Raw genomic sequence first — 21929 nt, 5'->3', positions numbered from 1 at the left:
CTGAGGGGCTCTGAACAGGTCAAATACTTAATGCAATTGATATTAGTCATGCAATATAAAATTTTTCATGATGGTTAAAAGGAGTGACTTTTATTACATGCAGCTTGGTTAAGGAGAAATGAGTTACCTCACTTTAAAGCTTCAATAAGGCCTAACAGATTGTTAAAACAATATTGTTACTGTATCGCTGAGAGGCCTATCACGCACTCTAATGGTGGGTATTAACAAGTGTTGCCAGGATGTGTTTTTGATGTTGCGTTTTGCTCCGTTTAAAGTAACATATCTTAGACTCAGCTGGAGAGTGTACCGGACTTATAACATATGATTGGGTGGCTGAGAAACAGATTGATAAATAGGGCGAATATTAGCTTAAGAAGAGGATGAAATATGAAACCAGATAACCAGCAGCAAGTCGAAAACCAAGTTAGAGTGTCGAAACCACAATGGGTTAAACCACAGCTAGAATCACTTGATTTGGGTGCTACAGAAGGGAAAACTTATAATAATACTTTTGAGTTTCCAACATCATCCAGCGGCCCATCTTGAGCAGCTTACTTAACGATAATTGCTTGAGAGTTTGCGCTGCCACTGAGCTAAGCCTTTAAGCGGTTGCCAGCATGAACTGCGTAAACTGATTACATGAGTTAGGTTTCAATGGTTACAAATGACTATTGCAGGCGTTAACACCTGCAATAGTCAGTGTGCCAGCTTACAACGACGATTTTGGTGTTAGTAAACTGATTGAACAATAGAAGCAGTAAATTAACCAAGAGGATCGAATATGTACCAAGATAAATCCCAACAAACTGTAAGCCAAGTTATCGAGTCGAAACCACAATGGGTTAAACCACAGCTAGAATCACTTGATTTAGGCGCGACGGAAGGAAAGGGATCCCCTTCAGCTTTTGAGCTTACTCCATCAACTGGCCCATCTTAAGCGGCTTAATCGCAGAGCTTGCTTGAGCAATTTTACCGCCACTGAGCTAAATCTTTAAGCTAAAGCTCTCAGTTAAAGCGATGAGCGGGTGCCAGCACGAACTACGTGAACTGATTACATGAGTTAGGTTTCAATAGTCAGTGTGCCAGCTTACAACGGCGATTTTGTTGTTAGTAAACTGATTGAACAATAGAAGCAGTAAATTAACCAAGAGGATCGAATATCTACCAAGATAAATCCCAACATACTGCAAGCCAAGTTATCGAGTCGAAAGCGCAATGGATTAAACGACAGCTAGAGTCACTTAATTTAGGTGCGACGGAAGGGAAGACGATTAATTTCGTTACTGAGACGTCTGCTAGTACTGGCCCATCTTGAGCTATTTTGTTGCTGTTTACTAGCTACATTTTTTTGAGGCTTGTACCACAAGCTGCGAGCATGATTGAGGAGATATAACATGTTATTTTCCCAGAATTCGGCACTTAGCTGTGCGCCAATGGGGGAGGAGTTGGTGATGATGGATGTTGAGCAAGGTCAGTACTTTGGTTTGAACCCAATAGCCTGCGCTATATGGCAGTTGCTTGAAACACCAAGAAATATTGACGACTTAGTTGCAGCATTAATGCAACAATTTGAGGTGTCTGAAGCGCAATGCCGGCAGGACACTGAGGTGTTTATAAAAGAGTTAATGGATAAAGAATTTATTAAGGCTGAACTTTCAGCACAATAAGCGACTTTAATACTGATTAGGCTATAATTATCTGTGTATTTTTCAATATATAACTTAACGATTAAAAGTGACATCCTGCTTTTAAACGCAATCACTGGCTTAAAAACTGATAACCCTGATGTAGTAGTCAAAGGTGTTGATAATATCGTTGTTGATTTATCGGAAATGCAGCAAGTGGGCATTTACTGTTGGTGTGCACCTCAGGCGTTTTATCTGTCTATTCCCAATGTTGCCAACTGCTATATTTATGAAGGTCAGTGTATCGATATTGCGCTAACGGAGTCAGCAGATTTAGGCCTAGTTACAGCTTACATACAAGGCTATTTTCTTGCCATTATTTTACAGCAACGTAACAGAATGGTACTGCATGGCACGACTTTACATAAAGGGGGGCAGGCGATAGCAATATGTGGTGCCAGTGGCATGGGCAAGTCGACGCTTGCGATGGCATTAATCGGCAAAGGCTGGCAATTGATTGCTGATGACGTATGTGCTTTTGATGAACAAGGTCAAGTTGTTTCGGGTTGCTCTGAGATTAAAATCTGGCCCGATGTCATTAATGCTTTATCTTTGGATGAACTCCCCGTATTCAGCTCTGGACTTGAGAAAAGGCAGCTAACGTTTGCCAATCAACCATGTTCTGTCGATGAGGCGACGCTATCTTATCCACTAGCCGCTATTTATTGTTTACAGACTGGTGCTGAGCAGAACGCTATCGATGAATATAAGGGGATGCAAAAGTTTGCGCCGCTGAAGATGAATGTTTATCGAACACAATTTATGGCTGCGATGAAAACTGAAATTGATTTCATGAAAAACTGCAGTGCTTTTATCAGCAACATTCCAGTGTTTAAACTGTCCCGCGATAAATGCAAATTGAGCCAGCAAGGTCTAGAGAGTCTATCAAGTTTAGTTATCAATTCATTGCAGAGTAAGGCTTAATTATGTCCGCAGGTATTATTTGGTTAGCATCTTATCCTAAGTCAGGAAATACTTGGCTTAGGAGCTATATTTTTACCTTACTGCAAGATAGTAAAGAGCTACAACAAATAGATATTAATGAACTGAAAACAGGGGCTATCGCCAGTAGTCGCGCTTGGTTAGCAAATGGCCTTGGCCTAGATCTTAGTTTGCATAGTGAAGCTGACATCGCTAATTATCGGTCTGATGCCTACCATTTTATGCACAATAACCTCACTTCAGTTGGTTATCATAAGATACATGATGCTAATTTTCCAGTGCAAAATGGCAGGTTATTGTGTCCTGTTGAGGCTTGTTTAGGTGCTTTGTATGTTGTTCGTAATCCATTAGACGTGGCGATCTCTTTTGCTAATCATATGGGGATATCAATCGATAAAAGTATTGAATCGATGGGAAAGTCTAATTATACCTTTGCTGACCACAAACATAAATTTGGCCAGCAAGTAAAACAAAACTTGGGCAGTTGGAGCGAACATGTTGAATCATGGATTGACTGCGATATGAATAGGTTGCTGATCCGTTATGAAGATATGCAGTTTGATTCATTGGCTAGTTTTACTGCAATTAGTCAGTTCTTACATTTGCCAAGTGATGAGTCATCAGTAAAAAAGGCGATTGATTTGTGTCAATTCGATAAGCTAAAAGCGCAAGAGCAGTTAAATGGTTTTGTAGAAAAGCCGAGAAAATCAAGTGCTTTTTTCCGTAAGGGAAAAGTCGGAGATTGGCAGCAGGTTTTATCGCAACAGCAAGTCGAACGTATTGTAAACGACCATTTTGACGTCATGTTGAGACTTGGATATATCGATGCAGATCGTAACCTAACTCAATTGTGTCGTTCTCGCGAGCTTGTATGCTGAGGATTTAGATGAGTACTATCCATTGTGCCGTTGATTGGCACGCCCCCGTTGATAAAGAAATCATTTTTAACATGCTTGCAGCCAGTGATTATTGGCAGCCTGATTTGGTTAGTTACTTGGATGTCGATGGCTCCACAGGTGTATCGTTCGCTAAGGCTAGTTTGTTTAATAGACCGCTTTCTGAACGAGATACCGTCATCGTTAATGGCAATCAATCGTTGTATTTGGTCGCCAATGCCCATTTAGATAATCGAACCGAGCTGGCGGAAAAGCTTGTTATTAAGGATATTTCAAATCTAAGCGATGGCGAGTTAATCTTGCGAGCTTATGAACATTGGGGCGATCAAACCGCAAGCCACTTGTTAGGTGACTTTGTGTTTATTCTGTGGGATCAAAATAAAAAACAGCTTTACTGTGCGCGGGATCATTTTGGCGTAAAATCTTTGTTTTTCGCCATAGAAAACGGAAGGGTTATTCTGTCTAATGAGCACAAGGCGCTGCTTGTTTATGGGATAAACATGAAGAGAACCTTGAGTTTTAAATGGCTGACAGCTAATTTTCTCCCTATTTCTGAAGCAGAATTTTGTTCGCCTTTCGAAGCCATTGATTCTTTGCCTGCGGGTCACCAATTGATTGTGAACCAAAGTGGGCATCAAATTACTCCATACTGGACCCTAAAATCTGCCAAACTCCCGAAATCAACCGACGAAGAGTATATTACGCAGTTAAAGGCGCTGTTTGCTCAAGCCATTGAGCGCCGTTTGGTATCCATGTACCCGTTAGCAGCTGAGTTAAGTGAAGGATTAGATTCGAATGCGGTGGTGGGCTATGCAAGTCGTCAGTTAGGCGATAGGCCTCTTTATACCATGTCTTTCAATGGCGTGGCGCTTAACAACCTGAACTCTAGTCAATGGCAGCCAGTGTATCAAGAGCTGTTTGATGCTTGCAGTTTATGGCCCAATGTCACTCCTTTATGGACGGATGACGATGCACCTATTTGTAAGGCTGGCGATCACAGTGAGCATTTTGGCGGGCCATCTGCAATGAGTTCTTGGTTTGATCCCCGTTGCCGTTTAGCCAGATCACAACAGTGCCGCACTATATTGTCGGGTTGGGGAGGAGATCATTGTGTGAGTGGCTATGGAGATGAGTATGTTCACGAGCTCTTTTCGAAGGGCAAATTGGTGTCTTTATTTCGGTTAATGAAACTTCGACGTCAACGTGGTCGTAGTGGTAAGCCATTAAAAATGTTAACGGCCATGACTATAGAGCGGCTATTTCCGTTTGTATATCAAGGTATATTAAAGAAAGGCCACCCGTTAGTGGCACAGCTGAAATCGACCACCAATAATTCAGTCTTGAAAGGAATGGACGATATCTACCGCGACCGCTTACTCAAGAAAGTAGGAGATATTTATAGAAGACATTCTGTTAAGCAGAGGGATTTTAATGAGTTAATCAAGGTGGGTGTACAAAGTCGGATAACGCAGACTGAACTCTGCGCTAGAGTCCAACGCTGTGAATTTAGATACCCATTACTTGATAAAGATTTAGTGGAGTTTGCTTATAATTTACCGGGCCATTTAAAATGTAAGCATGGTATTGAACGCTATATGTTTAGGGAGCTGCTGAAGGGTTATACAACAGAGCGTATTCGCTTAAGAGCTAAGGCAGATGTGCTTACGTCTCAAAATATGAAGTCGGTGAAGTTAACTGTAGCGAGTGATTTAACTGCTGTGATCAAAGATTGGTCTCCAGAGTTAGAGAGTATTTTGGAGTTATCACACCTCAAATTTGTAGCTAAAAACTACCCTCATGTTGCTAATCGTAATCTTCAAGTCATCAAATCATTGCAGAAATATTTTAAGCAGGATGCTATTCGGCTGACTAGTACTTAATATACTGCAGCGTGTAGTGCTGTTGTCTCTTATTAATAAGTGCCACTGTCGTGAATAGTTCGATTAACGGTAAAGTGAAAACAATGTACGGGGATCAACAGGGTCATCCAAGTCGTTGGAGTTAGTGGTGTTGAAAGCGCTTTGTATTGAACCAAATTATAGTGGTGTTGCGTCAATCTACCTTTAATGTCTTAATTGCTTTATAATAGATTGAATTTTAAACAAAAAAGACGAGCTAACAGCTCGTCTTTTTTATGAATAATAGCCTAGATGTCTATGAATCGAGCTTATCGTCAGCGACTTTGTAATGCGGATCTTCGATTAAGTTTACTTCAACCAAGTCGCCTGCTTTATGCAGCAACTCTTTACAGTCATTACTTAGATGACGCAGGTGCAGTTTTTTACCTGCGCTCACATAACGTTCTGCTAGGGTATCAATAGCATCAAGTGCTGAGTGATCACATACACGTGAGTTTTGGAAATCAACAATCACATCTTCAGGATCAGTCTTAGCGTGAAACAGCTCTAAAAACTCAGCAACTGAACCGAAGAATAGTGGGCCATTAAGTTTATACACCTTCCAGCCATTTTTATCTTCACTGATCTCGACGTTGATATGTTTTGCATGTTCCCATGCGAACACAAGTGCTGAAACGATGACACCAACGAATACTGCAAACGCCAGATCGGTAAATACGGTTACGATTGTCACTAGGATAATCACAAATGCATCGTGCTTAGGTACTTTGCGCATCACTTTAAAGCTAGCCCATTCAAACGTACCCAATACCACCATAAACATTACGCCAACAAGCGCTGCTAGTGGGATCATTTCTATCAGTGATGAACCAAATAAAATAAATGCCAACAGTGCAACAGCGGCTGTGATCCCTGATAAACGGCCACGTCCACCAGAGTTAATGTTAATCATTGACTGACCAATCATCGCACAACCACCCATAGCGCCAAAGAAACCGCTGGTGATGTTACCAACGCCTTGACCAATACACTCTTTGTTACCACGGCCACGAGTACCGGTCATTTCATCGATAACAGTCAACGTAAGCAAGGACTCAATAAGACCTACAGCAGCAAGAATAAGTGAGTAAGGTAAGATGATATAAAGTGTCGCTAGGCTAAATTCTACCGCTGGAATTGAGAAGGTCGGTAAGCTAGCAGCAATGGTTGCGTGCTCATCACCACTCATTGATTTCAAGAAATCTAATACAGTACGTGTATCTAGATTTAAGAATGTCACGAGTAAGGTAACCGTTAAAATAGCGGCTAGTGATGATGGGATGGCAGTCGTAATTTTTGGCAAAAATTGAATAATCGCCATTGTTAGGGCTACGAGGCCCAACATTAATAGCAGTTGATCTTGGGGTAACCAGCTCATTACACCGTCAGCATCTGGGGTTTGAAATTGGCCGAGTTGCGCCAAGAAAATGACAATAGCTAAACCATTTACAAAGCCTATCATAACTGGATAGGGCACAATTCGAATAAACTTACCAAGCTTGAACACCCCTGCAGAGACTTGGATTAGACCTGCAAGCACAACAGCGGCAAATAGGTACTGTACGCCGTGTTCAGCAACAAGAGCCACCATGACGACTGCCATTGCGCCAGTAGCACCAGAAATCATGCCTGGACGGCCACCAATAACAGCGGTGATTAATCCCATAATAAAGGCGGCATATAATCCGACCATAGGCTCGACACCTGCAACGAATGCAAATGCAACCGCTTCAGGGACAAGAGCTAGGGCGACAGTGATACCAGAAAGTAAGTCAGCTTTTGAACTGGCAGTTTTGTGACGAATGAGATCGAACATTTAGCCTCTGTTAATTAATTGTTGAATTGAAATAAGGCGCGCATATTATCAAAATTAAGCCTATTTTAACATAAAAAAAGCCATGCTCTTCAGCATGGCTTTTTAAACACCGCTTTACTCTAGATTAGGTGCGAGACATATCTGAGTTAGCGCTATTTGCAACACGTGGTTTCACGTCGTCATTTTTCTCAGATGCTTCATATTGACGACCGGTTGGGGTTTCAATATTTTCTCTGACTTCAACGACAGGTTTAGTCATTTCCGACATCACCATTGAACCAAAACGACTTGCTGGTTTTGCCTTAGCTGCTGGTTTTGCTTCAGTAGCGGCTGGCTCTGCTACAACCTTTTCGACTGCTTTTACTTCGGTAGGTTTCACTGCTGCAGGTTTCGCCGTTGGAGCTGATGCAGCTTTTGAGCTTGCTGCTGGTTCAGGCTTGGTTTCTACAGGCTTGGTTTCTACGGGTTTAGCTGCTTCAGTTTTAGTTTCAACTACCGCTTCAGTTTTCTCAACTTCAGCTTTTACTGGTTCAGTGACAGCAGGCTGTTCAACGATAGTTTCAGCAACGACTGCAGGAGCAGGCTCCGCAACAACAGTTGGTTCAACTGTTTTCACTTCTGCTGTTGTAACCGGCTGTGGCTCTACATTTGCTGTAGGCTTGAAAGCAGGCGAAGTGTTCATCGCAGATGAACTTGCAACAGAGCTAGCTTTTACTGGCTGTGCTTTTTCTTCTTTAGCTTCAACAACCACTTCAACTTGAACCGCTTCAGTCGTTTCAACTTTAACTTCTGCTTTAGGTTCAGCTTTTACTTCAGCAGCAACAACCGGTGCGACAGGTGCTTCAACATGAGCTTCTATCGCTTGCACTGATTCAATCTCTTCATTGGGAGTAAATACAGCTTCTGAGCTATTTTCATCACCTTGCTGAGTATCTTCATCACGACGACGGCGTTGACCTGCAGCACGAAGGTGACGAGGACTACGACGACTTCTACGTTGACCTTCACGAGGCTCACGTGATTTATCATCTGCAGACGTTTGCTCAACGTCAGCGGTTTCAGTTGCTTCGACAGGCGCAGATACTGACTCCGCTTTCGGTGCGACTTGTTGCGCTGAACTTGTTTCAGTATTAGCTGCTTTATCATTTGCGACAGTTTCTACATTAGCTGAAACCTCTGTAGTCACTTCAGTGCTTTCAACCGCTTCAACCTTCGCTCTAGGCTTACGAGGCTGACGCTTAGGGCGGGCTGGCTTATCGTCAGCTTTCACTTTCACTGGCGCAGCAGTATTTGCTACAACTTCTTTTACTTCTTCTTGCTCGTTGCTTACACGCACTTTACGACGCATGTTACGACGTTGACGACGCTCTCTTGCGGCCTCTTGCTTAGGCTCGACATTTTCCTTGTTAGCTTCTACTTGTTTACGAGGTTTTTCATTGCGCTGTGGACGTTTATTTTCATCCTGAGCTTTAGAGCGGTTGTCGTTAGCGTCATTTCGATTGCTCTTATTACGCTTGTCTTTATTTTGCTCACTGTCATTACGATTTTCGTTACGGCCTTCGTTGCGGTTGCGACGAGGATCATTACGACGATTATTGTTACGACGGTTATTGTTACGTGACTGACCGTTACGATTACCCTTGTCTTGCTTTTTCGGCTCAACTTTAGGCTCTTCGTTGCTAGAGAATAGCGAACTGATTGCAGCTGCAATCTTAGCAAATAGACCAGGCTCGGCAGGTTTAGCCGGTGTAGGTTTTGTCTCGACTTCAACGGGTGCTACTTTTTTCGGTGAAGAGAAACCTTTTAGTGCTGGCTGCGGCGGTGCAGCGCGCTCAAGCTTACGAGGTTCGTATAGCTTGGCTTCTTCTTGCTCAAGTAGCTTGTAGCTAGACTCACTGATCTGATCATCTTTGCGATGACGAACAACACGGTAATCTGGTGTTGTCATGTTTGGATCTGGGATCACATACACTTCAACATTGTGGCGTTCTTCAGTAATACGAATTGCTTTACGCTTCTCGTTCAATAGGAAGGCTGCTACATCAACAGGTACAATCGCTTCAATTTGTGAAGTATTCTCTTTAATCGCTTCCTCTTCCATCAAGCGCAAGATAGAGAGTGCAAGTGATTCAGTACCACGAATGGTGCCTTGTCCGTGACAACGAGGACATAGGTGAGCGGCAGATTCTTCTAGAGAAGGACGTAGGCGCTGACGTGACATTTCCATCAAACCAAAGCGTGAGATACGGCCTAATTGGACGCGTGCTCGGTCATGATGTACTGCATCTTGCATACGCTTCTCAACTTCACGTTGATGGCGAACGGGGGTCATGTCGATAAAGTCGATAACCACCAAACCACCTAAATCACGTAGACGTAATTGGCGAGCGATCTCGTCAGCAGCTTCTAAGTTAGTGTTCAGTGCTGTTTCTTCAATATCTCCACCTTTAGTTGCACGGGCAGAGTTAATATCGATAGAAGTTAGCGCTTCTGTTGGATCAATAACAATTGAACCGCCAGAAGGTAAACGTACTTCACGTTGGAACGCTGATTCAATTTGCGTTTCGATTTGGAAGTGAGTAAATAGTGGGACTTCTGCTTCGTAACGTTTAATACGTTCAACAAAGTCTGGACGTACCAATGAAACATGCTCTTTAGCTTGCTCATATATACGTGGGTGATCAATGAGGATCTCGCCAACATCACGACGTAAATAGTCACGGATAGCGCGAACAATTACGTTACTTTCTTGGTGGATTAGAAACGGAGCGGGTGCACTCTCAGCGGCTTCTTTAATCGCAGCCCAGTGATGTTGTAGAACTTTTAAGTCCCACTTTAGCTCTGCAGGGTCTTTACCTACACCAGCTGTACGAACGATTAAGCCCATACCTTGTGGAATATCAAGTTCAGATAATGCTGCTTTTAGTTCGGTACGCTCATCACCTTCGATACGGCGAGAAATACCGCCGGCACGTGGGTTATTTGGCATTAAGACTAAGTAAGAACCAGCAAGACTGATAAAGGTTGTTAGTGCAGCACCTTTATTGCCACGCTCTTCCTTATCAATTTGAATGATGACTTCTTGGCCTTCTTTAACCACTTCCTTAATGTTAGGACGGCCTTGGAATGAGTAACCTTTAGGGAAATATTCGCGAGCGATCTCTTTAAGTGGTAGGAAGCCGTGGCGATCTGCGCCATAGTCAACAAAAGCAGCTTCTAAAGACGGCTCAACTCGAGTGATCGTCCCTTTATAGATATTGGCTTTCTTTTGTTCGTGACCTGGGCTTTCAATATCAAGATCATATAATTGTTGCCCATCAACTAGGGCTACGCGCAACTCTTCAGATTGAGTTGCATTGATTAACATCCGTTTCATGATGACTTAATTCTTCTTTATAAAGGTCATCAAACGATACTTCTTTCACTGCATTACGGGCCTAGGATTAAAAAACAGGACCTCACGGCCAGTCTCTAGGCAAGGTGCGCATTTGCTGTTAGACGCATTCTCTGCGTGTCGCATCCTATTTATGGCTTATTTTTTAATGTTTACAAAAACAAGGAATTCGTTGTAAAAACGTCAACCAACCCCATAAATTCTTAAAATACTTTCCAGTAATGCCAATTCGAAATGGTAGCGTCTGACGACGAGTTAAAATTATTCTTCGAAATTGGGGCGTTTAGAGCAGAGAAACCAGTTGTAAGTTGGGTTTACGTTTTGATTTAGTCGTGAAGGTCCAGTTATTGACCTTTTGATTGATACAACGACCTGCAAATCAATTATTTACTATCAAACTGTAAACATTTTTAGTCTCATGCTTTAACGTATTGCTTGGGGGACTTGTGAACACTTTATCCACTAATTATCCCCGCTAGCGGGAGAAATATAGCAATAATAGATAAAATCAGCAATTGAAAAGGCACAATTCTTTTCACTTGTTGTACAATACGTCGCAACGAAACACATAGCGGCGCAGCATGAATACTCCATCTCCAAAAGTAGAAGTTCGAATGGTTACCATTGATGAGGACCATACCGGACAGCGTATAGATAATTTTTTATTAACTAAATTGAAAGGCGTGCCAAAAAGTATGATCTATCGGATCGTACGAAAAGGTGAGGTAAGGGTTAATAAAAAGCGCATTAAACCAGAGTACAAATTACAAGATGGCGATGTTGTTCGTATCCCTCCTGTGCGAGTCTCTGAGTCTGAAGGTAGACCTGGGCCGTCGGCAAAACTAACTAAAGTCTCTCAGCTTGAAAACCGAATAATCTACGAAGACAAATTTATTATCGTGCTGAATAAACCGTCAGGTATTGCTGTGCATGGTGGTAGCGGTGTTGATTTTGGTGTGATCGAGGCGATGCGATCGCTGCGAACCCAACAAAAATTCTTAGAATTGGTACATCGCTTAGATAAAGATACATCTGGTCTTTTATTGATTGCTAAGAAACGCAGTGCACTTAAACACCTGCATGATCAGCTTCGCTATAAGAAAATGCAAAAGGATTACCTTGCGCTTGTTAGAGGTGAGTGGCAAAAGCATGATAAGGCAGTCAAAGCACCATTATTAAAGCTGACGCTTAAGTCTGGCGAACGTATTGTAAGAGTGAATAAAGAGGGTAAAGAATCTGAAACCCGCTTTAAAATTATGCAGCGTTATAGTGATGCAACGCTGGTACAAGCAAGTCCAATTACCGGTCGTACTCACCAAATTCGAGTGCATTGCCAATACGCCGGCCATCCTATTGCTTGTGACGAAAAGTACAGTGAACAGAAATTCGACGACTCCATGCGCGCCCATGGATTAAATCGTTTGTTCTTGCATGCAGCCCAGCTACGATTTATTCATCCTGACACCGATGAAGTCATGCAGGTTAAAGCGCCTTTAGATCCTATTTTAGAATCAACTTTGAGTAAGCTTAAAAAAGTATGAAATCCTACGAGTTAGTTATTTTTGATTGGGACGGAACCCTAATGGATTCTGTCAGCAAAATTGTTACCTGTATGCAGCAAATGGCCGGCTCATTATCGATGAGTGTGCCAAGCGAGCAAGCAGTGCGTGACATTATAGGTTTGTCGATGGATGAAGCACTTAAAACGCTTTACCCACTGTTAGATAAAGCTGACTTTGTTCCAATGATTGCTTCATATAAAGATCATTACTTAACACTCAATACTACGCCAAGCCCGCTTTTTGATGGTAGCGAGAGACTGCTAACAGAATTGGCCGCTAGAAACTATCGTATGGCAGTGGCGACGGGCAAAGGCCGAAACGGTTTAAATCGTGTGCTAGCAGAAACCGGATTAGGTCACCATTTTGAATCTAGTCGCTGCGCCGACGAATCAAAAAGTAAACCCAACCCAGATATGTTGCACGAGCTTTTAGAACAACTAAAAGTTGCACCAGAACGAGCGATGATGGTCGGGGATTCGCTCCATGACTTAAACATGGCCAATAATGCGGGCATTGACGCTGTAGGGGTGAGCTATGGAGCCCATAGTGCCGAAAAGTTAATCACTGCCAAGCCTAAAGCCATTATTACTGAGCCATTGGGATTGCTGACGTTACTGAAGTAGTGAGCTCTATAATCTTAAGGCTACTTTAAAGCTGGATATCGAAGCACTGACTAAAAAACAGCGGCTTCGATTTATTTGCGTTCTCAAATAGCTACAACCTGCTAAGTTATCAAACTAATCCTGTTATAAACCACACGCCTTAGAATTACAGTACTGCTACGCCTTGTCGATGCAGTAGGTCGATGAGTGAAATTAAGGGTAATCCAACTAATGTATTTGGGTCTTTACCTTCTAAGCGTTCAAAAAGCGCAATGCCTAAGCCTTCACTTTTAAAGCTTCCTGCACAATAAAATGGCTGCTCAATGTCTACATATCGACAGATCTCTTTTTGGCTGAGCTCTCTAAAGTAGACGGTGAATGGCTCAACTAAAGAGTCGACTTCTGCAGTTTCTATGTTGTGAATCGCCAAGCCGGTATAAAAGGTGATGGCCTGGCCACTGGCCTGACTTAGTTGTTCTATCGCGGTTTCTCGGTTCAGCGGCTTACCTATAATTTGGTTATTAATCACGGCAACTTGGTCTGAGCCTATAACGATTCCTTCTGAGTACTGAATAGCTCCAGCAGCGGCTTTTAGCTTTGCCAGCCTAAGCACTAGCTCGACTGGTGTTTCATTTTCTAAAGGCGTTTCATCGACTTCTGGCGAGCAACAACTGAAAGTTAAATTGAGCTTTTGTAGTAGTTGCTTTCTAAATGGAGAGGTTGAAGCCAATATAAGAGGCTTTGACATTAGTTTGCCTTTACTGAGCTGTAATATAAGGTTATTGGGGATTTTCGCTAATAACAGCCAGTATAAGCAAGTATTATTGCCACAAATATGGAGTATGTTGTCACTTCAAGATGTTCGGGATACGTATTTATATCATTATTTACGCATTAGTGATGTATTGAGGTCGTGGTCAGCAGTTGTACAGTTTTCGCACGCTATTGTATGGCGGTATTCAACAGCTACCGTGGAGAGATATATGTTTAAGTTATGGGTTGCGATTTTAATTATGCTCAGCGTTGTGGTTCATCTAAGCGGAGAAGTGAGTCGACCGTTTTACCCGACCATTTTATTGGCAATGGTTCTGGGGGCTGTGGCTAGAGAAGGGATAGCAAAGCTTGATCATACGATTGTTCATTGGGTATCTAATGCTGGCAAAAGCGAGCCTAACGCAGCTTAGCGGCAGTATGAGTGTATAATAAGGCTAGACTGGCAAATTAGCTCATTAGCCTTATAACTACTATGCTGCTGGGCAAATAGCCAAATTGAGCGTGACTCTGGCATTGTCATCACAAAAATAGCATCGCCGACGAATTTACGAACACTTAAACGCATTTAGCGCTGAAATTTAATGTCATGAGCCTTGGGTTTCTTGTACAATGCGGTTACCTAACAACTCACATTAGCTGAATCAAGTGGCCGTTAATCACCTTGTATGTATAAGGGTGTTGACTTCTGCTAAAATTCACCTAAAATGCGCGCCTTATGCAAACAGTAAAGATACCGGTTTCAATTGATCCCGTTCGCGCTGCCACAAGCCAACTTTCTTATGAAGGTTCGGTGCCTGGTAAGCAGTTAAAGCGATTAAATGAATTATGTGCCGGCGACTGTTCTGATGTGGCAGTGTCGCTTGAATGTGGCGTAGATATACAGGGGATAGTCTACCTTAACGGGAAGGCTGTGACGGAGCTCACTCTGAATTGTCAACGTTGTATGACACTATTTACCACTGAGGTTACGGTCGAGTTTAGTTTTGGTCTTTGTAAGACTGAAGCTGAAATCGATGAGCTCCCGGATGCGTATGAGCCTATTGAGTGCAATGAAATTGGCGAAGTTCGTCTGCATCAATTGATCGAAGATGAATTGATAGTCGCTATGCCTTTGATTGCCATGCATGAGAATGAAGATTGTCATCAAGGTAAACAAGACGTAGTAGTAGGCGAGATCGAACCCGCTCAAGAGGAGCGTCCAAATCCGTTTGCAGTGTTAGAAAAACTGAAGAGCAAGTAATCTAGGAGACAGGGCCAATGGCTGTACAACAGAATAAAAAATCTCGTTCAAAGCGCGGTATGCGTCGTTCACACGATTCTTTGAGCACAGCTCAATTATCAGTGGATGCAACGAGTGGTGAACTTCACCGTCGTCACAATGTGACTGCGGACGGTTTCTACCGTGGTCAAAAGGTTATCAACAAGTAATTTGTTGAGACCCTGATGACAAATCTGACGCTTGCGTTAGATGCGATGGGGGGCGACTTTGGTCCCCGCATCACAGTGCCTGCAACTTTGCAGGCACTTCGCTTAAACCCCCTTTTAAAAGTCATACTCGTGGGCGACCAAGTCCAGATTGACCAATATCTAGTACCTGCTGAATCAGAAATAACCAGCCGAATTGAGATTAAACATACTACCGAAGTGGTGACTATGTCTGATCGGCCTGTGCACGCCTTAAGAAATCGAAAGCAAAGCTCAATGCGTATCGCAATAGAGTTAGTGCGAGACGGTAAAGCACAAGCTTGCTTAAGTGCTGGCAACACTGGTGCGTTAATGGCGATGTCTAAAGTATTGCTTAAGACATTACCCGGTATAGACCGGCCTGCGCTAGTTAGCTGCTTGCCTGCCGTTAATAATACGCCTGTTTATCTACTCGATTTAGGGGCAAACGTTACTTGCGATTCTGAAACGTTATTTCAGTTTGCGGTGATGGGCTCGGTACTGAGTGAAACGGTTGATAAAACGGTTTCTCCAAAAGTCGCTTTGCTTAACGTGGGTATTGAAGAGATAAAAGGTAATGACCAAGTTCAACAAGCGGGTCAATTACTGCAACAAATCCCCCAAGTGAACTACACTGGCTTTATCGAAGGCGATGAGATCTATTCTGGTAATGTTGACGTTATTGTCTGCGATGGCTTTGTCGGTAATATTACCCTTAAAACGTCAGAAGGTATTGCAAGGCTGCTTACCCATCAATTGAAAAAAGGTCTGACGGAAGGCTTCTTTGTTCGAATTCTCGCCAAAATAATAGCACCACGTATTCATTCTTTGCTAAATCAGATGAACCCCGACCACTATAATGGAGCAAGTCTGATAGGATTGCGCGGAATTGTAGTAAAAAGTCATGGGTGTGCAGATGAAGCTGCTTTTTTACAAGCGATAAGCTTGGCAGTGACAGAAGCACAACGTCGACTCCCACAGATGATCGAAGACCGTCTTGAGTCGATTCTTTTAGACATTAATAGCTGATAAATTCCTTATGCATACAAAAATTCTCGGTACTGGTAGCTATCTACCGGTGCAAGTGCGCAGTAATCAAGATCTTGAAAAAATGGTTGAGACCACCGATCAGTGGATTGTCGAGCGCACAGGTATTTCTGAACGCCGCATTGCTGCGTCAGATGAAACCGTGGCAACAATGGGTTATCAAGCAGCAGTCAAAGCTATTGAAATGGCGGGTATTGATGCAACTGAAATCGATATGATTGTTTGCGGCACAACCAGTGCGAGTAATGCTTTCCCTGCAGCCGCTTGTGAAATTCAGGCTATGTTAGGTATTCATACTATCCCTGCATTTGATATAGCTGCAGCCTGCTCTGGTTTCGTTTATGCACTGTCGGTTGCTGACCAATATGTAAAATCGGGAGCCGCGCGTAATGTACTCGTGATTGGCGCCGATGTGTTATCACGTTTATGCGAGCCAGAAGACCGTTCGACAATTATATTGTTTGGTGATGGTGCCGGCGCTGCAGTTGTTGGTGCGGCAACGGAACCTGGTATTATTTCTACGCATATCTATGCTGATGGCCGCCAAGGCGATCTGCTTAAGTGTTCTATACCGCCGCGTAAAGGGGAAACCTCTGAAGCGGTGGGTTATATGACAATGAAAGGTAATGACGTATTTAAAGTTGCGGTGACACAATTGTCTCACGTCGTAACTGAAACTTTACGTCAAAACAATATCGAAAAATCCGATATTGATTGGCTGGTTCCACATCAAGCTAACTTTAGAATTATCAAAGCTACCGCAAAGAAATTAGACATGAGTCTTGATAAAGTCGTTCTTACTTTGGCTAAGCATGGTAATACGTCTGCAGCATCTGTGCCTATTGCTCTTGATGAAGCTGTTAGAGATGGTCGGATCCAGCGAGGTCAAATGATATTACTCGAAGCCTTTGGTGCAGGATTTGCCTGGGGAAGCGCTTTGGTAAAGTTTTAACTGCCGTTTTAACGGCAAGACGTAAATTGGAAGGTATTTGAATATGGAAAACACAGCTTTTGTATTCCCAGGGCAAGGCTCTCAAGCTTTAGGCATGTTAGCTGAGCTGGCAGAGTCTCAACCTGTTGTTGCTGAGACATTTGCTCAAGCTAGTCAGGTTCTTGGTTATGATTTATGGGAACTTGTTCAACAAGGTCCTGTTGAGACGCTTAACGAAACCGATAAAACACAACCCGCACTACTCGCAGCAAGTGTCGCTATTTATCGTGCTTACATAGCTTCTGGTAAGGTTTTACCAGGAGTCATGGCCGGACACAGCTTAGGTGAATACTCTGCGCTAGTATGTGCAGGTGTGATTGATTTTGAAGCGGCAATTAAACTGGTTGAGCTTCGTGGTCAGCTTATGCAGCAGGCAGTACCAGCGGGTACAGGTGCCATGTTTGCAATCATTGGCTTAGACAATGATGCAATTGCTAAAGCATGTGAAGAAGCTTCACAAGGCGACATTGTTAGCCCTGTCAATTACAACAGCCCAGGACAAGTTGTCATCGCTGGTGAAAAAGCTGCAGTGGAACGTGCGGCAGCATTATGTAAAGAAAACGGTGCAAAAATGGCAGTTGCATTGCCTGTGAGCGTACCGTCTCATTGCCAGTTAATGAAACCAGCTGCAGACAAACTTGCGATCGCGCTTAATGATATTGAATTCAGCGCTCCTTCAGTAACAGTGATCAATAATGTTGATGTTGCTAGCCCTGTCGCTGCGCAAGAGATTAAAGATGCATTAGTTCGTCAACTTTATTGCCCTGTAAGATGGTCTGAAACTGTTGAGTTGATGGCATCACAAGGTGTAACCGAACTGTTTGAAATTGGACCTGGAAAGGTATTAACAGGGCTCAGTAAACGTATTAATCGTTCACTGACAGCAAAAGCAATTAACGATGCTGTGTCTTTCGCGGCATTGACCGAATAAGGAAATCTGATGAGCATAAGTTTTGATTTGACGGGTAAAGTAGCCCTAGTAACAGGCGCTAGCCGTGGTATTGGCCGTGCAGTTGCAGAAACATTAGTGTCTGCTGGTGCTGTCGTTATTGGTACTGCAACTAGCGAGCGTGGCGCAGAAGCGATCCAAGCTTACTTAGGGGATAACGGCCATGGTCTTGTTTTAAACGTGACCGATGGCGACTCTGTTAAAGCCTTGTTCGCAACGATTAAAGAAAAAGCAGGTGATGTTGACATTTTAGTTAATAACGCCGGTATAACTCGTGACAATTTGTTGATGCGAATGAAAGATGATGAGTGGCAAGATATTGTTGACACTAACCTGACTTCATTATTCCGCACTTCAAAAGCGGTCATGAGACCAATGATGAAAAAGCGTCATGGACGCATCATTAATATTGGCTCTGTGGTAGGTACCATGGGCAATGCAGGCCAAACTAACTATGCGGCTGCTAAAGCTGGTTTGATAGGATTTACAAAATCTCTTGCAAGAGAGGTTGCATCTCGTCAAATAACAGTGAATGCTATTGCTCCTGGATTTATTCAGACAGATATGACAGATGAGCTGACAGAAGACCAGCAACAAGCTATTATGTCGCAGGTGCCAATGGAAAGGCTTGGTCAGGCGCAGGAAATTGCTAACGCAGTCCTCTTTTTAGCGTCAGACTCTGCCGCTTACATCACTGGAGAGACTCTTCATGTGAATGGCGGCATGTACATGGTTTAAAGGGAACGACAGACTATTACCTCTTTAGGGAGGTGATCTGCATCAATAGTGAGCCCATTTTGTGGTTAGACCACAAAGGTTAAGCTTGCAATGTCTGTCAAATTCAATAAACTACTCGAAATCTTGCGCAAGTGCGTAATTTGAATAGGAAAGAAAACAATGAGCAACATCGAAGAACGTGTAAAGAAAATCATCATCGAGCAACTAGGTGTTAAAGAAGAAGACGTTAAATCAGCAGCATCTTTCGTTGACGATTTAGGTGCAGATTCTCTAGACACTGTTGAATTGGTTATGGCTCTAGAAGAAGAGTTTGATACCGAGATCCCTGATGAAGAAGCAGAAAAGATCACTACTGTTCAAGCAGCGATCGATTACGTTTCTAAGAATCAGTAATCTAGAATTTCTGAAAACAGGCGGCATTTATGCCGCCTGTTTTTGTTTCTGAAAGCCGCTGGTTGATGTAAGTCATTAAGCAATATTCTCCTCGCTTCCGCTTCAATACACCAATCAGGCCTGGCTCATAAAGGTATTGGTAGTTCATATTCTTTAGTACTATCATAATTATTTTTAATAGGTAAAGGTGATAGCGTGTCTAAACGTCGTGTCGTCGTAACTGGCTTAGGCTTAGTTAGCCCTGTGGGCAATACAGTTGATTCAACTTGGAAGTCTCTCGTTTCAGGTAAAAGTGGAATCGCACCGATTACTAAATTTGATGCTAGCGAGTTTACAACTCGTTTTAGTGGGTCTGTTAAAGATTTTGATGTCGAGCAGTACATGTCACGTAAAGACGCTCGTAAGATGGATCTTTTTATCCAATATGGCATGGCTGCCGGGATCCAAGCAATGGATGACTCTGGTCTAGAGATGGATAAGCTGGATCCTACACGCGTCGGAACCGCCATTGGCGCGGGTATGGGCGGAATGCCGTTGATAGAGCAAAACCATGCAGCATTAATGAAAGGTGGCCCACGTAAAGTGTCACCATTTTTTGTGCCGAGTACCATTATCAACATGATTTCAGGTCACCTGTCGATTAAGTATGGCATGACAGGACCTAACTTTGCAGTGACTACAGCTTGTACGACAGGTGTACACAATATCGGATTTGCGGCGCGTACTATCGCTTATGGTGATGCTGACGTGATGGTTGCTGGCGGTGCGGAAGATGTGACTTGCCCATTAGCTGTCGCCGGTTTTGGTTCTGCAAAGGCACTATCAACTCGCAATGATGATCCACAAGCTGCTAGCCGTCCATGGGATAAAGATCGCGATGGTTTTGTTATTGGTGACGGTGCTGGTGTGATGGTTATGGAAGAGTATGAACATGCTAAAGCACGTGGAGCGACCATTTACGGTGAGCTAGTTGGTTTTGGCATGAGCGGTGATGCATTTCATATGACGTCGCCACCTAGTGACGGTGCGGGCGCAGCTGCTGCTATGGTTAATGCCATTAATGATGCCAAAATTGGTCGTGAAGCAATTGGCTATATTAATGCCCACGGCACATCAACTCCAGCGGGCGACAAAGCAGAGGCTGCTGCGGTTAAATCAACCTTTGGTGACCATGCTTATGATTTAGTCGTAAGCTCAACTAAATCCATGACCGGACACCTTCTTGGTGCTGCGGGCTCTTTAGAAGCTATCGTTACTTTGCTTGCACTTAGAGATCAGGTCATTCCGCCTACTTTAAACTTGGATAACCCGGATGAAGGTTGTGATTTAGATTTTGTACCGCATACGGCGCGAGATCTTAAGTTTGATTATGGACTATGTAATTCATTTGGTTTTGGTGGTACTAACGGCTCACTGCTGTTCAAAAAAGTCTAGTCAAAACACTTTAGTTAGAAAGCGCCTTTTAGGCGCTTTTTTTATGTCTTGAACTTTCCCAAAAACAAGAATTAAAGCTGTGAGATTAACAGGGAGTATATTGCAGATTAACCTTACTTAACCTTTTAATTTGTTACTGGTATAACCACTTAGCTAGGTAGATACTGCGCACATAGCTTGTCATACAGTATTTAAGGACTCAAATTGATAAACCCACTTGTACTCCCAGTCATGTCGATATTGGGAATGATGACCGCAAACCTAAATGAGCTCGTCAGAGGAGAAAGCGCTCGTTGGCATCCTAAGCTGATTATAGGAGTTAAAACATTTAATGCGGCTGCAGCTGGTTTTGCTTTTATTTGGTTTGCATTGTTGGTCACTGCTATATCTATTAGTGATGAATACAGCGTGTTATCTGGTGTACTTGTGTTGGGGTTATTTCTTGCGGGCATTCTCGCTTACGGGCTTATTCACGGTGCTAAATTTATAGGCAGTAATACCCAATTATGGCTTTACCGATTATCGTTACCACTTATGGCCATAGGTTGTTATCTGGTCGCTCAGCTTGGTTAGTAGTAGCACCATTTTGTATTGGTTTGAGTTCGGGAGCTTCATAGCTAGTCGTTTGCATTGCCGCTTTCAACGCGTCGTCGGCATATAGGGATTTCGATAATATTATAGAATTCGATTAATGTGTTGCGTGGTAAAAGGGTGTAAACTCACAGCTTAAATTACTACCTTTTTGAGGTTGCTATGGCCGGAACAGATAGACTGCTCACATTACGATTTTTAGCTGAACCAGCAGATGTAAATTTTGGTGGTAAAGTCCACGGCGGAGCGGTAATGAAGTGGATCGATCTCGCGGGTTATGCCTGTGCGGCGGGGTGGAGCGGTAAGTACTGCATAACAGCTTATGCCGGTGGTATTCGATTCGTAAAGCCTATCTACGTCGGTAATATAGTCGAAGTCACTGCTAAGGTGATTTATACTGGCAGATCATCCATGCATCTTGGCATCGATGTTAAAGCTGGCGATCCGAAGGGCTCTGATCGACATCTTACAACACACTGTGTTTTGATTATGGTTGCCGTTGATGATGAAGGACACCCTACACAAGTACCTGAATGGGTTCCCACTACGGCTGCTGACATAGAGCTACGTGAATCAGCGGTACGTTTAATGGAAATGCGTAAGAAGATCGGTGCAGAAATGGAAGCACACGTTACTTTATAGGCTTTGCGCAATTTGACGATAAGAATAGAAGCTAGCATTTTGCTGGCTTTTTTTATTATTGTTACCAGACTTTTTTGTTTAAGCCAACCACAGTAGAATGTTTTAAAACAATATATAATACCAATTGCATTA

22 protein-coding genes are annotated in these 21929 nt (G+C 43.1%); 19 read left to right on the top strand and 3 right to left on the bottom strand.

Annotation, left to right across the window (positions count from 1 at the left end):
- Positions 1–387 precede the first annotated feature (387 nt).
- The 6 genes from AB4238_RS12525 to AB4238_RS12500 all read left to right on the top strand — a co-directional run bounded on the left by AB4238_RS12525 (position 388) and on the right by AB4238_RS12500 (position 5403).
- Entirely contained in the window at positions 388–546 is a 159-nt protein-coding gene (locus AB4238_RS12525) for a hypothetical protein (protein WP_372033737.1), read from the top strand.
- Between the two features lie 235 nt (positions 547–781).
- A complete protein-coding gene (locus AB4238_RS12520; protein WP_372033736.1) occupies positions 782–937 on the top strand; it encodes a hypothetical protein in 156 nt (51 codons plus the stop codon).
- Between the two features lie 457 nt (positions 938–1394).
- Positions 1395–1667 (top strand): PqqD family protein, encoded by a 273-nt coding sequence (locus tag AB4238_RS12515; protein ID WP_372033735.1) that lies wholly within the window; start codon positions 1395–1397, stop codon positions 1665–1667.
- A 33-nt stretch (positions 1668–1700) separates the two neighbouring features.
- Complete coding sequence (locus AB4238_RS12510) at positions 1701–2609, top strand: HPr kinase/phosphorylase (protein ID WP_372033734.1); 909 nt, start codon at positions 1701–1703, stop codon at positions 2607–2609.
- 2 nt (positions 2610–2611) lie between these two features.
- A complete protein-coding gene (locus tag AB4238_RS12505) occupies positions 2612–3505 on the top strand; it encodes a sulfotransferase domain-containing protein (RefSeq protein WP_372033733.1) in 894 nt (297 codons plus the stop codon).
- An 8-nt stretch (positions 3506–3513) separates the two neighbouring features.
- A complete protein-coding gene (locus AB4238_RS12500; protein WP_372033732.1) occupies positions 3514–5403 on the top strand; it encodes an asparagine synthetase B in 1890 nt (629 codons plus the stop codon).
- A 274-nt stretch (positions 5404–5677) separates the two neighbouring features.
- Here AB4238_RS12500 and AB4238_RS12495 read toward each other — a convergent pair whose 3' ends face one another.
- Positions 5678–7237, bottom strand: coding sequence for a SulP family inorganic anion transporter (locus tag AB4238_RS12495; RefSeq protein WP_372033731.1), 1560 nt, complete (start codon positions 7235–7237; stop codon positions 5678–5680).
- 124 nt (positions 7238–7361) lie between these two features.
- Positions 7362–10613: a ribonuclease E gene (gene rne / locus AB4238_RS12490; RefSeq protein WP_372033730.1), complete on the bottom strand. Its 3252-nt coding sequence runs from the start codon at positions 10611–10613 to the stop codon at positions 7362–7364.
- Between the two features lie 599 nt (positions 10614–11212).
- Between rne and rluC the strand changes: the two genes are divergently transcribed.
- Both rluC and AB4238_RS12480 read left to right on the top strand, forming a co-directional pair.
- Positions 11213–12172, top strand: a complete 960-nt coding sequence (gene rluC / locus AB4238_RS12485; RefSeq protein ID WP_044555928.1) for a 23S rRNA pseudouridine(955/2504/2580) synthase RluC — start codon at positions 11213–11215, stop codon at positions 12170–12172.
- Entirely contained in the window at positions 12169–12816 is a 648-nt protein-coding gene (locus AB4238_RS12480; RefSeq protein ID WP_372033729.1) for an HAD-IA family hydrolase, read from the top strand. The genes rluC and AB4238_RS12480 overlap by 4 nt, the downstream gene beginning before the upstream one ends.
- A gap of 145 nt (positions 12817–12961) precedes the next feature.
- Here the strand turns inward: AB4238_RS12480 and AB4238_RS12475 are convergent, their stop codons facing one another.
- Positions 12962–13543 (bottom strand): nucleoside triphosphate pyrophosphatase, encoded by a 582-nt coding sequence (locus AB4238_RS12475; protein ID WP_372033728.1) that lies wholly within the window; start codon positions 13541–13543, stop codon positions 12962–12964.
- A 235-nt stretch (positions 13544–13778) separates the two neighbouring features.
- On the opposite strand from AB4238_RS12475, the gene AB4238_RS12470 reads away from it, so the two are divergent.
- The 11 genes from AB4238_RS12470 (at position 13779) to AB4238_RS12420 (ending at position 21797) form a co-directional block, all read left to right on the top strand.
- Positions 13779–13979 carry a hypothetical protein gene (locus AB4238_RS12470; protein WP_372033727.1) on the top strand — a complete coding sequence of 67 codons (201 nt, stop codon included), beginning with the start codon at positions 13779–13781 and terminating at the stop codon, positions 13977–13979.
- Between the two features lie 305 nt (positions 13980–14284).
- On the top strand, positions 14285–14809 hold the full coding sequence (yceD, locus tag AB4238_RS12465) for a 23S rRNA accumulation protein YceD (protein WP_372033726.1): 525 nt from the start codon (positions 14285–14287) through the stop codon (positions 14807–14809).
- A gap of 17 nt (positions 14810–14826) precedes the next feature.
- The gene (rpmF, locus tag AB4238_RS12460) at positions 14827–14997 is read left to right on the top strand and encodes a 50S ribosomal protein L32 (RefSeq protein WP_020913118.1); all 171 of its coding nucleotides are present in this window, start codon (positions 14827–14829) and stop codon (positions 14995–14997) included.
- A 15-nt stretch (positions 14998–15012) separates the two neighbouring features.
- Positions 15013–16041 (top strand): phosphate acyltransferase PlsX, encoded by a 1029-nt coding sequence (gene plsX, locus AB4238_RS12455; protein ID WP_372033725.1) that lies wholly within the window; start codon positions 15013–15015, stop codon positions 16039–16041.
- A 10-nt stretch (positions 16042–16051) separates the two neighbouring features.
- Positions 16052–17011: a beta-ketoacyl-ACP synthase III gene (locus AB4238_RS12450; protein ID WP_248975064.1), complete on the top strand. Its 960-nt coding sequence runs from the start codon at positions 16052–16054 to the stop codon at positions 17009–17011.
- Positions 17012–17054: 43 nt separating this feature from the next.
- Positions 17055–17981, top strand: a complete 927-nt coding sequence (gene fabD / locus AB4238_RS12445) for an ACP S-malonyltransferase (protein WP_372033724.1) — start codon at positions 17055–17057, stop codon at positions 17979–17981.
- Between the two features lie 9 nt (positions 17982–17990).
- The gene (gene fabG / locus AB4238_RS12440; protein ID WP_020913114.1) at positions 17991–18737 is read left to right on the top strand and encodes a 3-oxoacyl-ACP reductase FabG; all 747 of its coding nucleotides are present in this window, start codon (positions 17991–17993) and stop codon (positions 18735–18737) included.
- 159 nt (positions 18738–18896) lie between these two features.
- On the top strand, positions 18897–19130 hold the full coding sequence (acpP, locus tag AB4238_RS12435; RefSeq protein WP_011496723.1) for an acyl carrier protein: 234 nt from the start codon (positions 18897–18899) through the stop codon (positions 19128–19130).
- 195 nt (positions 19131–19325) lie between these two features.
- Positions 19326–20564, top strand: a complete 1239-nt coding sequence (gene fabF, locus AB4238_RS12430) for a beta-ketoacyl-ACP synthase II (RefSeq protein ID WP_371993726.1) — start codon at positions 19326–19328, stop codon at positions 20562–20564.
- 204 nt (positions 20565–20768) lie between these two features.
- Positions 20769–21137, top strand: a complete 369-nt coding sequence (locus AB4238_RS12425) for a hypothetical protein (protein WP_372033723.1) — start codon at positions 20769–20771, stop codon at positions 21135–21137.
- Between the two features lie 180 nt (positions 21138–21317).
- Positions 21318–21797: an acyl-CoA thioesterase gene (locus tag AB4238_RS12420; RefSeq protein ID WP_372033722.1), complete on the top strand. Its 480-nt coding sequence runs from the start codon at positions 21318–21320 to the stop codon at positions 21795–21797.
- Positions 21798–21929 lie beyond the last annotated feature (132 nt).

Source organism: Shewanella sp. 10N.286.45.A1 (assembly GCF_041470405.1).
Taxonomy (GTDB): domain Bacteria; phylum Pseudomonadota; class Gammaproteobacteria; order Enterobacterales; family Shewanellaceae; genus Shewanella.
Note: the sequence above shows the minus strand (reverse complement) of the source record. Positions and strands in the feature narration are given on the sequence as shown.

Excerpts from the sequence above, each read along its gene's own strand:
- rne (WP_372033730.1), bottom strand. The coding sequence starts at position 10,613 with ATGAAACGGATGTTAATCAATGCAACTCAATCTGAAGAGTTGCGCGTA.
- AB4238_RS12420 (WP_372033722.1), top strand. The coding sequence starts at position 21,318 with ATGGCCGGAACAGATAGACTGCTCACATTACGATTTTTAGCTGAACCA.
- plsX (WP_372033725.1), top strand. The coding sequence starts at position 15,013 with ATGACAAATCTGACGCTTGCGTTAGATGCGATGGGGGGCGACTTTGGT.
- fabG (WP_020913114.1), top strand. The coding sequence starts at position 17,991 with ATGAGCATAAGTTTTGATTTGACGGGTAAAGTAGCCCTAGTAACAGGC.
- AB4238_RS12475 (WP_372033728.1), bottom strand. The coding sequence starts at position 13,543 with ATGTCAAAGCCTCTTATATTGGCTTCAACCTCTCCATTTAGAAAGCAA.
- yceD (WP_372033726.1), top strand. The coding sequence starts at position 14,285 with ATGCAAACAGTAAAGATACCGGTTTCAATTGATCCCGTTCGCGCTGCC.
- rluC (WP_044555928.1), top strand. The coding sequence starts at position 11,213 with ATGAATACTCCATCTCCAAAAGTAGAAGTTCGAATGGTTACCATTGAT.
- rpmF (WP_020913118.1), top strand. The coding sequence starts at position 14,827 with ATGGCTGTACAACAGAATAAAAAATCTCGTTCAAAGCGCGGTATGCGT.
- AB4238_RS12520 (WP_372033736.1), top strand. The coding sequence starts at position 782 with ATGTACCAAGATAAATCCCAACAAACTGTAAGCCAAGTTATCGAGTCG.
- AB4238_RS12495 (WP_372033731.1), bottom strand. The coding sequence starts at position 7,237 with ATGTTCGATCTCATTCGTCACAAAACTGCCAGTTCAAAAGCTGACTTA.
- fabD (WP_372033724.1), top strand. The coding sequence starts at position 17,055 with ATGGAAAACACAGCTTTTGTATTCCCAGGGCAAGGCTCTCAAGCTTTA.
- AB4238_RS12480 (WP_372033729.1), top strand. The coding sequence starts at position 12,169 with ATGAAATCCTACGAGTTAGTTATTTTTGATTGGGACGGAACCCTAATG.
- AB4238_RS12515 (WP_372033735.1), top strand. The coding sequence starts at position 1,395 with ATGTTATTTTCCCAGAATTCGGCACTTAGCTGTGCGCCAATGGGGGAG.
- AB4238_RS12470 (WP_372033727.1), top strand. The coding sequence starts at position 13,779 with ATGTTTAAGTTATGGGTTGCGATTTTAATTATGCTCAGCGTTGTGGTT.
- AB4238_RS12450 (WP_248975064.1), top strand. The coding sequence starts at position 16,052 with ATGCATACAAAAATTCTCGGTACTGGTAGCTATCTACCGGTGCAAGTG.
- AB4238_RS12505 (WP_372033733.1), top strand. The coding sequence starts at position 2,612 with ATGTCCGCAGGTATTATTTGGTTAGCATCTTATCCTAAGTCAGGAAAT.
- AB4238_RS12500 (WP_372033732.1), top strand. The coding sequence starts at position 3,514 with ATGAGTACTATCCATTGTGCCGTTGATTGGCACGCCCCCGTTGATAAA.
- AB4238_RS12525 (WP_372033737.1), top strand. The coding sequence starts at position 388 with ATGAAACCAGATAACCAGCAGCAAGTCGAAAACCAAGTTAGAGTGTCG.
- acpP (WP_011496723.1), top strand. The coding sequence starts at position 18,897 with ATGAGCAACATCGAAGAACGTGTAAAGAAAATCATCATCGAGCAACTA.